A 13,464-nucleotide genomic window follows, 5' to 3' on the forward strand; every position below is an offset into this window, starting at 1 on the left:
GTCGGCATCAGCGCTTGGGCGCCAGGAAGCCGATGCGGTCGTAGACCTGGGCGAGCGTCTCGGACGCCACCGCGCGGGCCTTCTCGGCGCCCAGCGCGAGCACCCGGTCGAGTTCGGCCGGGTCGTCCAGGTACTGCTGGGTGCGGGCCTGGAACGGGGTGACCCACTCGGTGAACAGGTCGGCCAGCTCGGTCTTCAGGGCGCCGTACATCTTGCCCTCGAAGTGCGCGACGAGGTCGTCGATCGACGTCCCGCTGAGCGCGGAGTGGATGCGCAGCAGGTTGGAGACGCCGGGCTTGTTCGCCTCGTCGTACGTCACCACGGTGTCGGTGTCGGTGACGGCGCTCTTGAACTTCTTGGCGCTGCCCTTCGCCGGGTCGAGCAGGTTGATCAGGCCCTTGTCGCTGGCCGCGGACTTGCTCATCTTGGCGGCGGGGTCCTGCAGGTCCTGGATCTTCGCCGTCTCCTTGAGGATGTACGGCTTGGGAACGGTGAAGGTCTGCCCGTAGCGGGTGTTGAAGCGGTCCGCGAGGTCGCGGGTGAGCTCCAGGTGCTGGCGCTGGTCCTCGCCGACCGGGACCGCGTCGGCCTGGTAGAGCAGGACGTCGGCGACCATCAGCACCGGGTAGGTGAACAGGCCGACGGTGGTGCGGTCGGTGCCCTGCTTGGCGGACTTGTCCTTGAACTGGGTCATCCGGGCGGCCTCGCCGAAGCCGGTGAGGCAGTTCATCACCCAGGCGAGCTGGGCGTGCTCGGGCACCTGGGACTGCACGAACAGGGTGCAGCGCTCCGGGTCGAGGCCGGCGCCGAGGAGCTGGGCGGCGGAGATCCGGGTGTTGTTCCGCAGGGTCTCCGGGTCCTGCTCGACGGTGATCGCGTGCAGGTCGACCACCATGTAGAAGGCGTCGTTGGCCTCCTGCAGGTCGACCCACTGGCGCACCGCGCCGAGGTAGTTGCCCAGGTGGAAGGAGCCTGAGGTGGGCTGGATGCCGGAGAGCACCCGGGGACGGTCCTTCACCGGACCGGTGACCGCTGCGTTGACCATGCGGGCCATTCTTCCAGTTCCCCGGGCCGCTCAGGAAACCTCCGGGCCGACCGGATCGCCGAGTGTGACGGCGCTCACCCGGACCCGTTCGATCCGCCGCCCGTCGAGCCGGGCGACGGTGAGTTTCGCGCCGGTGCCGGTGACCACCTGGTCGCCCTGCCGGGGCAGCCGGCCGAGTTCCCGGACCACGTAGCCGGCCACCGTCTCGTAGGGGCCCTCGGGCAGCGCGAAGCCGGTCTCCTCGGCGAAGTCGCCGAGGTTGAGCATGCCGTCGAGCTCGATGCCGCCGCCGGCCAGCCGCCGGGTCGCGGTGGTGTCCTGGGCGTCGTACTCGTCGCGGATCTCGCCGATCACCTCCTCGACCAGGTCCTCCAGGGTGACGATGCCGGCGGTGCCGCCGTACTCGTCGACCACGATCGCCAGGTGGTGGCCCTCGCGGCGCATCTCGCTCATCGCCTCCAGCACCTTCTTGGTGGCGGGCAGCAGCTTCACCGGGCGGGCCAGGTCGCGGACCCGGGGGGCCTGCTCGGCCCGCGCCCCGTACAGGTCGCGGACGTGCACGAAGCCGGTGACGGCGTCGTAGGAGCCCTCGACGACCGGGTAGCGGGAGTGCGGCGCGGAGTCGGTCTCGGTCCGGACCTCGCCGACCAGCCGGTCGCCGTCCAGGAAGGTCACCTCGGTGCGCGGCACCATCACCTCGCGCAGCTGGCGCTCCCCGGCCGCGAACACCTCATTGATCAACTCGCGTTCGTCGGAGCCGAGTTCGGTGTTGGCGGCGACCAGGCCGCGGAGTTCCTCGGAACTCATCACGCCGCGTCCGGCGGACGGGTCGCCGCCGAGCAGCCGGACCATCAGGTTGGTGGAGTGGCCGAGCAGCCAGATCACTGGCCGCAGCGCCACCGACATCACGTCGACCACGGGGGCGGCCAGCAGCGCGATCGACTCGGCCCGCTGCAGGCCGATCCGCTTGGGCGTCAACTCGCCCAGCACCAGGGAGGCGTAGGAGATCACCAGGGTCAGCGAGACCAGCGCGACGGCGTCCGCGACGCCCTCGGAGAGGCCGGCCCGGACGAAGACCGGCGCGAGCTTGCCGGCCAGCGTGTCGGCGCCGAACGCGGCCGACAGGAAGCCCATGCAGGTCACCCCGACCTGGACGGCGGCCAGGAAGCGGTTCGGGTCGGCGGCCAGGTGCGCGGCCCGCGCGGCCCGCCGGGTGCCGGCGGCCTCCAGCGCCCGGATCTGGCCCTCGCGCAGCGAGATCAGCGCGATCTCGGCGACGTTGAACAGGCCGCCCAGCATGATGAACACCAGGACGAGCGCCGCGTCCTGCAGGGTTTCGCTCACGGCCCGAGTGTAGGGAAAGGCCGGGCGCCCCGTGGGCGCCCGGCCTTTCACACGCGGTGGAGCGGCGCTCAGATGAGGCCGAGCTCCTGCACCGCGTCGCGCTCCTCGGCGAGCTCGCCGACCGAGGCGTCGATCCGCTTGCGGTCGAACTCGGAGAGGTCCAGGCCCTGGACGATCTCGAAGGTGCCGTTCGAGGTGGTGACCGGGAAGGAGGAGATCAGGCCGGCCGGCACGCCGTAGGAGCCGTCGGAGACGATGCCCATCGAGGTCCAGTCGCCGGCCGGGGTGCCGTTGACCCAGGTGTGCACGTGGTCGATGGCGGCGTTCGCGGCCGAGGCGGCCGAGGAGGCGCCGCGGACCTCGATGATCTCGGCGCCGCGCTTGGCGACCTTCGGGATGAAGAAGTTCTCGACCCACTCCTGGTCGGCGCCGACGGCGTCGAAGGCGGACTTGCCGGAGATCTCGGCGTGGAACAGGTCCGGGTACTGGGTGGCGGAGTGGTTGCCCCAGATGGTGACCTTCTTGACGTCCTCGACCGTGACGCCGGCCTTCTTCGCCAGCTGGGCGACGGCGCGGTTGTGGTCCAGGCGGGTCATCGCGGTGAAGCGCTCGGCCGGCACGTCGGGGGCGTTGCGCTGGGCGATCAGGGCGTTGGTGTTGGCCGGGTTGCCGACCACCAGGACCTTGATGTCGTCCGCGGCGTTGTCGTTGATGGCCTTGCCCTGCGGGCCGAAGATGCCGCCGTTGGCGGAGAGCAGGTCGCCGCGCTCCATGCCCGCGGTGCGCGGACGGGCGCCGACCAGCAGCGCGACGTTGGCGCCGTCGAAGGCCACGTTCGCCTGGTCGGTGATGGTGATGTCGCGCAGCAGCGGGAACGCGCAGTCGTCGAGCTCCATCGCGACGCCCTCGGCGGCCTTGAGGCCCTGCGGGATCTCCAGCAGCCGCAGGTTGACCGGGACGTCGGCACCCAGCAGGTGACCGGAGGCGATGCGGAAGAGCAGCGCGTAGCCGATCTGGCCGGCGGCTCCGGTGACGGTGACGTTGACGGGGGTGCGAGTCATTTCAGCCTTCTCCTGCAGATCGCCAGGTGCCCCAGGCACACCGGCGCGCTGGAGCCGAGGATGATCTCTCGATGTCGAGAGACCTGGGTCAGGCTATCGCAAGGCGTGCGCGCGCCGCGCGAGCAGGGCCCCGCGCGGGCGGGTGGGCACGGCGGCCCACCCGCCCGCGGAGCGGCGTCAGTGCACCGGGTGCCCGATCAGGCGCCCGATGTTCTCCAGCAGCGGTACCCGCAGCCAGGGGTCGGGCTGGGCGACCAGGGTGAACACCACGATCACGCTGCCGAACAGGAACATCAGCGCGACGTCGGTGAACCGGCTGCGGACGGCGAGCATGCCGACGTCCGGCAGGCCGAGTCGGAGCAGCGCGCCGAGCAGCGGCGCGGCGCCGACGGTGAGCAGGCCGAGCCGGAAGTCGCCCGCCCAGGTGATCAGCAGTCCGGTGAGCACGACGGCCAGCACCAGCGTTATCGGCCACTGCCGGAGCGGCAGGGCGTGGCCGCGGCCGAGCGCGGCCGCGGAGCCCTCCGGCGGCAGGGTGCCCTCGGTGGTGGCGGGGGGTCGGCGCGGGCCGCGCCGCTTGAGGCCGGACACCGGTCTCAGTGGCCGGCGCGGCGCTCGGCCGCCTCGACGATGTTGTTGAGCAGCATCGCGCGGGTCATCGGGCCGACGCCGCCGGGGTTGGGGGAGATCCAGCCGGCCACCTCGGCGACGCCGGGGTGCACGTCGCCGACGATCTTGCCCTCGCTGCGGGAGACGCCGACGTCGAGGACGGCCGCGCCGGGCTTGACGTCCTCGGGCTTGACCAGGTGCGGGACGCCGGCCGCGGCGACCACGATGTCGGCCTTGCGCAGGTGCGCGGCGAGGTCGCGGGTGCCGGTGTGGCAGAGCGTCACGGTGGCGTTCTCGCTGCGGCGGGTGAGCAGCAGGCCGATGGAGCGGCCGACGGTGATGCCGCGGCCGACCACGACGACCTCGGCGCCGTCGATGGCCACGTCGTGGCGGCGGAGCAGTTCGACGATGCCGAGCGGGGTGCAGGGCAGCGGTCCGTCGATGCCGAGGACGAGGCGGCCGAGCGAGGTCGGGTGGAGGCCGTCGGCGTCCTTGTCCGGGTCCATGAGTTCGAGCACCCGGTTGGTGTCGAGGCCCTTGGGGAGCGGGAGTTGGACGATGTAGCCGGTGCAGGTCGGGTCGGCGTTGAGGTCCCGGACGACGTTCTCGACGTCCTCCTGGGTGGCGGTCGCGGGCAGTTCGCGCTGGAGCGAGGCGATGCCGATCTCCGCGCAGTCGCGGTGCTTGCCGTTGACGTACCAGCGGCTGCCCGGGTCGTCGCCGACCAGGACGGTGCCGAGGCCGGGCACGATGCCCCGCTCCTTGAGGGCCGCCACGCGGACGGCGAGTTCGGACTTGATCGCGGCAGCGGTGGCCTTGCCGTCGAGAATCTGGGCAGTCATGCCCCCCATTCTCCCGGATGCGGGACCGGGGCCGTGCCCGCGGTCCCGGTCACGCCGTGTCCCCGCGCGGTGCCCGGAGCGTTGCGGTTGCGCCACGGTCGGGCCGCCGCGCCGCAGGTGGCTGGACAGCGCGCGGTGGTTCGGACCACGATGACCGGAGCAATTCCTGCCGTCCGGGCCTGGTGACAGGCCGCAGGGCCGCGGGGGACGACACCGGGGGAAGACGACAGTGAGCAATCCGTACCAGCCGGACCCGCACGGCGGTTACGGCCAGCAGCCCTATCCGCCGCAGCAACCGGGCTACGGCTACCCGCAGCAGCCGCCGCAGCCCGGGTACGGCTACCCGCAGGCGCCGGTGCCGCCGATGTACCCGGTCGCGCCGCCGAACAACAACGCGGCGACCACGTCCGTGGTGATCGGCTTCATCACGGTGCTGCTCTCCTGCTTCTACCTGGGCCTGCTCGGCCTGGTGGGCCTGGGCTTCGGCATCGCGGGCCTGAACCGCTCGGCGGCCACCGGTGTGGGCCGGAACACGGCGATCGGCGGGATCGTGCTGAACACCCTGGCGGTGCTGATCAGCATCGCGATCATCGTCCTCGCCGTCAGCAACTACTCGTCCTGAGCCCCCGCCCGGGCCGCGCGCCGGTCCTTGATCCCCTTCACGTCGGACCTGTCCGCTACTCTCCCACGCGGTCGGCGAATTCACTGCCCGTCCGCTCCCAGGAGACTCCTGTCCCGTCCACGCTCCTTCCTGCCCGGAGGCATCGATGAGCTACCCGCCCGACCCGAACAACCCGTACGGCCAGCAGCAGCAGCCGGGCTACGGCTACCCGCAGCAGCCGCCGCAGCAGCCGGGCTACGGCTACCCGCAGCAGGCCCCGCAGCAGCCGGGCTACGGCTACCCGCAGCAGCAGGTGCCGCAGCAGGGCTACGGCTACCCGCAGGCCCCGGGCACCATCCAGGCCAACAACGGCTACATCAACATCGGCTACCTGGGCACCGTCCAGGTCGCCACGATGGGCCAGCGCTTCCTGGCGCGCCTGCTGGACAGCGTGATCGTCAGCGTGGTCATGGGCATCGCGATGGCCGCGGGCCTGGCGAGCGTGGTCGGCCTGTCGAAGAACATCGACGACTGCAGCAGCTACAGCTACGGCACCTCGTCCTACCAGAGCTGCATCAACGACCAGTCCCAGGCGGCCGGCGGCATCTTCGTCGGCTTCTTCACGCTGATCGCGGTGCTGGCCGCCTTCAACCTGCTGTACGAATGGCTGATGGTGGGTCTGAAGGGCGCGACCTTCGGCAAGATGGCGCTCGGCCTGCGGGTCGTCAAGGAGTCCGACGGCCAGGTCCCCGGCGTGGGCGGCGGCTTCGTCCGCTTCATCATCCCGCAGGTCGGCGCGGTCCTCTGCGGCATCGGCCAGCTGCTGGTCTACCTGTCGCCGTTCTTCGACAACTCGGGCAAGCTGCAGGGCTGGCACGACCGTGCCGCCGGCACCGTGGTGATCAAGAAGTAGCGCCCGCGCACGACGCCCGAGGGCCCCGCACTCCACGGAGTGCGGGGCCCTCGGCGTGTCGGGTCAGTGGAAGAAGTGCCGGGTACCGGTGAGGTACATGGTCACGCCGGCCTTCTCGGCGGCGGCGACCACCTCTTCGTCGCGGATCGAACCGCCCGGCTGCACCACGGCCTTGACGCCCGCGGCGAGCAGGATCTCCAGGCCGTCGGCGAACGGGAAGAACGCGTCCGAGGCGGCGTAGGAGCCGACCGCGCGCTCGCCGGCCCGCTCGACCGCGAGCTTGCAGGAGTCGACCCGGTTGACCTGGCCCATGCCGACGCCGACCGAGGCGCCGTCCTTGGCGAGCAGGATCGCGTTGGACTTGACGGCCCGGCAGGCCCGCCAGGCGAAGGCGAGTTCGGCCAGTTCCTCGGCGGACAGCGCCGCGCCGGTGGCCAGCGTCCAGGTGGTCGGGTCGTCTCCGGCCGCGTCGACCCGGTCGACCTGCTGGAGCAGCAGGCCGCCGGAGATCCGGCGGGACTCCAGGGCGTCGGCGGGGGCGTCGGGGGCGACCAGCACCCGCAGGTTCTTCTTCTTCGCCAGCACCTCGACGGCGCCGTCCTCGTAGCCGGGGGCGACGACGACCTCGGTGAAGATCGGGGCGATCTGCTCGGCCAGCTCGACGCTCACCGGGCGGTTGACGGCGATCACGCCGCCGTACGCGGAGACCGGGTCGCAGGCGTGCGCCTTGCGGTGCGCCTCGGCGACGTCCGCGCCGGTGCCGATGCCGCACGGGTTGGCGTGCTTGATGATCGCGACGGCGGGCTCGGCGTGGTCGTAGGCGGCGCGGCGGGCCGCGTCGGTGTCCACGTAGTTGTTGTAGGACATCTCCTTGCCCTGGAGCTGCTGCGCGCCCGCCAGGCCGCCGGTGCCGTCGGTGTAGAGCGCGGCCTGCTGGTGCGGGTTCTCGCCGTAGCGCAGGACGTCGCCCAGCTCCCAGGTGCTGCCCAGGAAGGTCGGGAACGCGGCCTCGGACTCCGTGTAGCCCGACTCCTCGAACCAGCTCGCCACGGCGACGTCGTACGCGGCGGTGTGCGCGAACGCGGCGCCGGCCAGGCGCTTGCGGGTCAGCAGGTCGAAGCCGCCGCCCCGGACGGCGGTCAGGACGTCGGCGTAGCGGGCCGGGTCGACCACGACGGCCACCGAGGGGTGGTTCTTCGCGGCGGCGCGGACCATCGACGGGCCGCCGATGTCGATCTGCTCGACGCACTCGTCGGGGGTGGCGCCGGAGGCGACGGTGGCGGTGAACGGGTAGAGGTTCACCACGACCAGGTCGAACGGCTCGACGCCCAGCTCGGCGAGCTGCGCGCGGTGCGACTCCAGGCGCAGGTCGGCGAGGACGCCGGCGTGCACCCGCGGGTGCAGGGTCTTGACCCGGCCGTCCAGGCACTCGGGGAAGCCGGTCAGCTCGGAGACCTCGGTGACCGGGACGCCGGCGGCGGCGATCCGGCCGGCGGTGGAGCCGGTGGAGACGATGGCGACCCCGGCGGCGTGCAGGCCCTGGGCCAGCTCCTCCAGTCCGGTCTTGTCGTAGACGCTGATCAGCGCGCGCCGGATCGGGCGCACGTTCTCGGAGACGGGGGCGTTGGCGGAGGGGGCGGCGCTCATGCGACCCGCCTCGCTTCGCTCGCCGGGGCGCTGGAGCACCACGCGCGCCTCTCTACGATTCGCTCGCTTCGCTCGCTCATGCCGGAATCCATACCTTTCGGTCCTCGATGCGGTGTCCTTCGCGGGCCAGCCGGCCCACGACCTCGACGAGCAGCTTGCGCTCGACAGTCTTGATGCGCTCGTGCAGCGCCTCGCCGCCGTCCGCGTGGTCGGCGTCCTCGACGGCCACCACGCCCTGGGCGATGATCGGCCCGGTGTCCACCCCGGCGTCGACCAGGTGCACGGTGCAGCCGGTGACCCTGACCCCGTACGCCAGCGCGTCGGGGACGCCGTGCGCCCCGGGGAAGGCGGGCAGCAGCGCGGGGTGGGTGTTGACGGTGCGTCCGGCGAAGGCCGTGACGAAGGCGGGGCCGAGGATCTTCATGAACCCGGCGGTGACCACCAGGTCGGGTTCGTGCGCGGCGACGGCGGCGGTCAGCGCGGCGTCCCAGCCGGCCCGGTCGGCGTGGTCCCCGACCTTCTCGACGAAGACCGGGAGACCGGCCTGCTCGGCCCGCTCGATGCCCGCGATGCCCGCGCGGTCGGCGCCGACGGCGACGATCTCGGCGCCCCAGGCGGGGTCGGCGGCGGCGTCGATCAGTGCCTGCAGGTTGGTGCCGGAGCCGGAGACCAGCACCACCAGCCGGGCCGGGCCGGGGGTGCGGGGCGGGAAGACTTGGGCGTCAGCGGCAGCCACGGCGCGATTCTCCGTACGTCGGGTGCCGCCCGCTGGTACGTCCACCGTCGGTGGGGCCACTACGGGCGGCGGCAGGTCGGGAGCGGCGGTGGACCACCGGGCGGTCGCGGCGCTGCGGTCGCCCCGGTCCGGTCCGGAAGCCGCCGACCGTCACCACGATAACGGCTGGTGGGAGGGCGGCTGTAACCGCCCGGCAACGCTACGCGCGTAGCTGAGACGGGGATCTCCCGGAGTCCCCGGCACCAACCTGGCGGGGTGCCGGACAGCCGGGAACCGGCTGGGGGATCATTGAGCGACCGCCCGATCCCCCACCACCGGGCGGGCAACCGACGAGCAGAAACGGTCGACACCATGAGCAGCGGCGAGGACAGCGGCGAGCGCAACCCCTTCGCGCCCCCTCCGCCCGGCGCCCCCGACCAGCCCTGGCGTCCCCGCGTCCCGCAGCCGCCCGCCGACGGGCCGGGCGGCGAGCGCCCCGAGGGCGAGCAGTCGCCGTGGGGCCGGCCCCAGCCCGAGCAGCCCGCCGGCCCGAAGCTGGACCCGTCCGACCCGCTGCACCGCACCGCCCGCAACGCCCTGCTGTGCGGCTTCGCCGCGCTGCTGGCCGTGCTGGCGACCTTCCCGTGGGTCGGCTTCCCGCTCGCCCTGCTCGCCGTCTGGTACGCCGTCACGGTGCTGCGCACCCCCGCCGAGCCGGTCGCCGACCCGTTCGCCCCGCGCCCGGTCCGCCCGCAGGTCCCGGCCGCGCTCAGCGCGCTGATCACCGGCGGCCTGGCGCTGGTGATGTCGCTCTCCGTCTTCGCCCTGCAGTTCGCCTACCACGACTACCTGGACTGCGTGAACAGCGCGCTCACCAAGGAGGGCGCGCAGAGCTGCGCCGTGGACGAGCCGGCCCCGGCCTGGCTGGTCACCATGACCGAGGGCGCCGACGAGTGACGGGGTGCCGGGCCGCGGGTCGGCCCGGCACAGGTCGGCCCCCCGCCGGTCAGTCCCCCGCCGGGGAGACGAAGCCCGACTCGTAGGCCGCGATCACCGCCTGGGTCCGGTCGCGCGCCCCGAGCTTGCCGAGCACCGCGCTGACGTGCGTCTTCACCGTCTGCACGCCCAGGTGCAGCTGCCCGCCGATCTCCGCGTTGGACAGGCCGCGGGCCATCAGCCGGAGCACCTCGGCCTCCCGCCCGGTCAGCCCGGCCCGGGCCACCGCGCCGCCGTCCGCCCCGTCCGGCCGGTCGGCGGCCCGGTCGGCGGCCAGCCGGCGGATCGCCGCCGGGAACAGCAGCGACTCCCCCGCCGCGACCAGCCGCACCGCCCGGGCGATCTCGGCGGGGCGGGTGCGCTTCAGCAGGAACCCGGCGGCGCCCGCCCGGAGCGCCTCGTACACGTAGTCGTCGGCCTCGAAGGTGGTCACCACCAGGATCCTCGGCGCGTCCGCGCCGCCGTCGCGGAGGATCGCCCGGGTCGCCGCCAGGCCGTCCACCCCGGGCATCCGGACGTCCATCAGCACCACGTCGGGGCGCAGCGCCCGGGCCATCGCCAGCGCCTCGGCGCCGTCCTCGGCCTCGCCGACCACCCGCAGGTCCGGCTGGGCGTCCAGGACGGCGCGCAGCCCGGCCCGGATCAGTTCCTCGTCGTCGGCGAGCAGCACCTCGATCACGGTCACCGGCCCAACCGTAGCGGCAGCCGCACCCGCAGCAGCCAGTCCGGCCCGTCCGGTCCGGCCGCGCACGCGCCGCCGAGCAGGACGGCGCGCTCCCGCACCCCGCGCAGGCCCTTGCCGCCGCCGCGGCGCGAACTCCCGCCCCCGGTAAGGGCGGTGCGGCAGGACAGCTCCAGCGCGCCGTCCGCGACGGCGGCCCGGACCAGGATCGGCGCGCCCGGGGCGTGCCGCAGCGCGTTGGTGACGCCCTCCTGGACGATCCGGTACGCCTCGCGGGACAGCACCCCGGGCAACTCGGCGGCGCGGACGGCCAGTTCGGCGTCGACGGGGCTGCCGGCCGCCCGGGCGGCGGCGAACAGCTCCCCGGCCCGGTCCAGCCCGGGCTGCTCGGCGGCGGTCTGCTCGGGCTGCTCGCGCAGCAGCACCAGCATCCGCTCCAGGTCGTCCAGGGCCCGCCGCCCGGTGGTCTCGATCGCCTCCAACGCCCGTTCCCGGAACGCCGGATCGGCCACCTCGCGGGCCGCGCCGGCCTGCAGGACCGTCACGGTCAGCGCGTGGCCGATCGAGTCGTGCAGTTCCCGGGCCAGCCGGTTGCGCTCCAGCAGGCGCTCCGCCCGGGCCTCCGCCGCCGCCAGCCGCTCCGCCCGCGACGGCCCCAACAGCCTTTCCGCGAGTGCGAGTTGGAGCCGACCGGCGAGCACCACCAGCCACAGCAGGGCGAACAGCGCGAGCGGGGCGAGCAGCGCCCGCGGCCCGAACGGCGCCCGCAGCGCGTCCCCGGACACGGCGATCGCCCGCGCCGTCGCCCCGCCCAGCGCGACGCCGAGCACGACCCGGGCCACCAGCCAGCACGCCGTCCGGCCCCGGTCCGCCCAGTCGGCCGACGGCGCCACCCCGATCGACTCCTCCCGCTCCGGCACCAGCAGCAGCCGGGCCTGCACCCCCTCCTGCCGGCGCACCGCGGGCAGCAGCGCCAGCAGGCCCAGCACCGGCACGTCCACGGCCGCCGCGAGCAGCGCCGTCCGCAGCGGCGGGCCGCCCTCGACGCCCGGGTACACCAGCACCATCACCCCCGCGAACACCAGCCCCAGCATCAGGTGCAGCCAGCGGGCGTAGGTGGCGGGGCGGAGCAGCGGGGCGAAGATCATCCGACCATCCTGCCGCCCGGCCCGCCGCCGCGTCCTCCCTCCCGGGAGGGAGCCGGGCCCCTCCCCGGCGGGATCTCCCGGCGCCCGCCGCCCGGTTGACTCGGTGCCACCGAAGCAACGGGCCGGAGGAGGCGCACAGCGGTGATCGGGATCAGCGGACTGACCAAGGAGTACGGCGGCCGACGGGTCGTCGACGGGCTCGGGTTCCGGGTGGAGCCCGGCCTGGTGACGGGCTTCCTCGGCCCGAACGGCGCGGGCAAGTCGACCACCCTGCGGATGGTCCTCGGCCTGGACCGGCCGACCGCCGGGCAGGCGCTGGTCGACGGCCGCCCCTACGCCGAACTCGCCGCCCCGCTGCGGCGGGTCGGCGCCCTGCTGGACGCCCAGGCCGTCCACCCCGGCCGGACCGCCCGCGGCCACCTGCGCTGGATCGCCGCCTCGCACGCGCTGCCGGAGCGCCGCACCGAGGAGGTCCTCGACCTGGTCGGCCTGACCGGGGTCGCCGGGCACCGCATCCGCACCTTCTCGCTCGGCATGCGCCAGCGCCTGGGCATCGCCGCCGCCCTGCTCGGCGACCCCGCCGCGCTGCTGCTCGACGAGCCCGCCAACGGCCTGGACGCGGAGGGCGTCCGGTGGCTCCGCGACCTGCTGCGCCGCCTGGCCGCCGAGAGCCGGGCGGTGCTGGTCTCCTCCCACCTGATGGCCGAGATGGCACGGACCGCCGACCGGCTGGTGGTGATCGGCCGCGGCCGGCTGCTCGCCGACGCCACCACCCCGGAGTTCCTCGCCGCGCACGGCCGCCGCCGGGTCCGGGTCCGCGCCGTCGACCCGGCCGCGCTGGCCGCGCTGCTCGCCACCGCCCACCCCGGGGCCGTCCCGGTCGGCGACGGGGCCTTCGACGTCCCCGACGGCGACCCCGGGCGGCTCGGCGCGCTCGCCGCCGAGCACCGGGTCGCCCTGATCGAACTCTCCGTCACCCACGACTCCCTGGAGGAGGCCTTCATGCGGATGACCGCGGACGCCGTCGAGTACCGGGCGGTGGCGGCATGACCACCGGCACCGGCACCGGCACCGCCCCCGCCACCCGCCCGCTGCGCGCCGAGTGGGCCAAGTTCACCTCGCTGCGCCCGCTGTGGACGACGCCGCTGCTCGCGGTCGCGCTCGGCGCGGGCATCACGGCCGCCGTCCAGATCGCGTACGGCCGCACCGACCACTCGCTCTCCGACGACCCGATGGAGGGCCTCGGCTACGGCCTGAACTTCGGCCAGGTCGCGGTGGTCTGCCTGGGCATCCTGCTGATCGGCCAGGAGTACGCCTCCGGCACCCTGGCCGCCTCGCTGGCCGCCGTCCCCGACCGGGCCCGCCTGCTCCGGGCCAAGCTGCTGCTCGGCGCGGGCCTCGGCCTGGCCGTCGGCCTCGCCACCGTGGCGGGCCAACTCGCCGCCACCCTGGCCACGGTGGGCCTCGACCTGGGCACCCCCGGTCTGGGACGGGCACTCGCCGCCGCCGTCCTCTACCACCCGCTGCTGCTGCTCCTCTGCCTCTCCCTCACCACGGCCCTGCGCAACCAGACCGCCGCGCTCGGCCTGCTCTCCCCGCTGTTCTTCCTCGGTACCACCGCCCTCACCGCGATCCCCGGCCTGCGCGAGGCCGCCGTCTACCTCCCCGACCGCGCCGGCCGCTACGCCCTCCTCCTCGCCGACTCCCCCGACGTCCCCTTCGGCCACCTCACCGGCCTCCTCCTGATGGCCGCCTGGACCGCCGCCGCCACCCTCCTCGGCCGCCACGTCCTCCTCCACCACGACGCCTGACCGCCCCCGGCACCCGCCCGCACCACGGCCCGGCACAACCGATCGGCACC

Annotated in this window: 14 protein-coding genes; 5 read left to right on the forward strand and 9 right to left on the reverse strand. The window is 74.0% G+C overall.

What is annotated here, in order from left to right; genetic code table 11:
- Positions 1–7: 7 nt before the first annotated feature.
- From trpS to ACIQBJ_RS23665, 5 genes are all read right to left on the reverse strand, one after another.
- Positions 8–1,045 (reverse strand): tryptophan--tRNA ligase, encoded by a 1,038-nt coding sequence (trpS, locus tag ACIQBJ_RS23645; protein ID WP_400713960.1) that lies wholly within the window; start codon positions 1,043–1,045, stop codon positions 8–10.
- A gap of 30 nt (positions 1,046–1,075) precedes the next feature.
- Positions 1,076–2,389 carry a hemolysin family protein gene (locus ACIQBJ_RS23650; protein ID WP_400713963.1) on the reverse strand — a complete coding sequence of 438 codons (1,314 nt, stop codon included), beginning with the start codon at positions 2,387–2,389 and terminating at the stop codon, positions 1,076–1,078.
- Between the two features lie 68 nt (positions 2,390–2,457).
- Entirely contained in the window at positions 2,458–3,450 is a 993-nt protein-coding gene (locus ACIQBJ_RS23655; RefSeq protein WP_400713966.1) for a malate dehydrogenase, read from the reverse strand.
- 177 nt (positions 3,451–3,627) lie between these two features.
- Positions 3,628–4,041, reverse strand: a complete 414-nt coding sequence (locus tag ACIQBJ_RS23660; protein ID WP_400713969.1) for a DUF3017 domain-containing protein — start codon at positions 4,039–4,041, stop codon at positions 3,628–3,630.
- Positions 4,042–4,046: 5 nt separating this feature from the next.
- A complete protein-coding gene (locus tag ACIQBJ_RS23665; protein ID WP_400713972.1) occupies positions 4,047–4,901 on the reverse strand; it encodes a bifunctional methylenetetrahydrofolate dehydrogenase/methenyltetrahydrofolate cyclohydrolase in 855 nt (284 codons plus the stop codon).
- A gap of 229 nt (positions 4,902–5,130) precedes the next feature.
- On the opposite strand from ACIQBJ_RS23665, the gene ACIQBJ_RS23670 reads away from it, so the two are divergent.
- Both ACIQBJ_RS23670 and ACIQBJ_RS23675 read left to right on the forward strand, forming a co-directional pair.
- The gene (locus ACIQBJ_RS23670; protein WP_400713975.1) at positions 5,131–5,523 is read left to right on the forward strand and encodes a hypothetical protein; all 393 of its coding nucleotides are present in this window, start codon (positions 5,131–5,133) and stop codon (positions 5,521–5,523) included.
- A 145-nt stretch (positions 5,524–5,668) separates the two neighbouring features.
- Entirely contained in the window at positions 5,669–6,415 is a 747-nt protein-coding gene (locus tag ACIQBJ_RS23675; protein WP_400713978.1) for an RDD family protein, read from the forward strand.
- Positions 6,416–6,478: 63 nt separating this feature from the next.
- On the opposite strand, the gene purH is transcribed toward ACIQBJ_RS23675, so the two are convergent.
- Together purH and purN are read right to left on the reverse strand one after the other, a co-directional pair.
- Positions 6,479–8,062, reverse strand: a complete 1,584-nt coding sequence (gene purH / locus ACIQBJ_RS23680; protein ID WP_400713981.1) for a bifunctional phosphoribosylaminoimidazolecarboxamide formyltransferase/IMP cyclohydrolase — start codon at positions 8,060–8,062, stop codon at positions 6,479–6,481.
- 76 nt (positions 8,063–8,138) lie between these two features.
- Positions 8,139–8,798 (reverse strand): phosphoribosylglycinamide formyltransferase, encoded by a 660-nt coding sequence (gene purN, locus ACIQBJ_RS23685; protein ID WP_400713984.1) that lies wholly within the window; start codon positions 8,796–8,798, stop codon positions 8,139–8,141.
- A 351-nt stretch (positions 8,799–9,149) separates the two neighbouring features.
- Here purN and ACIQBJ_RS23690 point away from each other — a divergent pair, with 351 nt between their 5' ends.
- Positions 9,150–9,734 carry a hypothetical protein gene (locus tag ACIQBJ_RS23690; protein WP_400713987.1) on the forward strand — a complete coding sequence of 195 codons (585 nt, stop codon included), beginning with the start codon at positions 9,150–9,152 and terminating at the stop codon, positions 9,732–9,734.
- A gap of 49 nt (positions 9,735–9,783) precedes the next feature.
- Here the strand turns inward: ACIQBJ_RS23690 and ACIQBJ_RS23695 are convergent, their stop codons facing one another.
- A complete protein-coding gene (locus ACIQBJ_RS23695) occupies positions 9,784–10,458 on the reverse strand; it encodes a response regulator (RefSeq protein WP_400713990.1) in 675 nt (224 codons plus the stop codon).
- The gene (locus ACIQBJ_RS23700; RefSeq protein ID WP_400713993.1) at positions 10,455–11,603 is read right to left on the reverse strand and encodes a sensor histidine kinase; all 1,149 of its coding nucleotides are present in this window, start codon (positions 11,601–11,603) and stop codon (positions 10,455–10,457) included. Before ACIQBJ_RS23700 ends, ACIQBJ_RS23695 begins: the two co-directional genes overlap by 4 nt.
- A 141-nt stretch (positions 11,604–11,744) precedes the next feature.
- Between ACIQBJ_RS23700 and ACIQBJ_RS23705 the strand changes: the two genes are divergently transcribed.
- The gene (locus ACIQBJ_RS23705; RefSeq protein ID WP_400713996.1) at positions 11,745–12,653 is read left to right on the forward strand and encodes an ATP-binding cassette domain-containing protein; all 909 of its coding nucleotides are present in this window, start codon (positions 11,745–11,747) and stop codon (positions 12,651–12,653) included.
- Positions 12,650–13,414, forward strand: coding sequence for a hypothetical protein (locus ACIQBJ_RS23710; protein ID WP_400713999.1), 765 nt, complete (start codon positions 12,650–12,652; stop codon positions 13,412–13,414). The genes ACIQBJ_RS23705 and ACIQBJ_RS23710 overlap by 4 nt, the downstream gene beginning before the upstream one ends.
- The last annotated feature ends 50 nt before the right edge of the window (positions 13,415–13,464 follow it).

This window comes from Kitasatospora sp. NPDC088391 (genome assembly GCF_044753345.1).
Taxonomy (GTDB): domain Bacteria; phylum Actinomycetota; class Actinomycetes; order Streptomycetales; family Streptomycetaceae; genus Kitasatospora.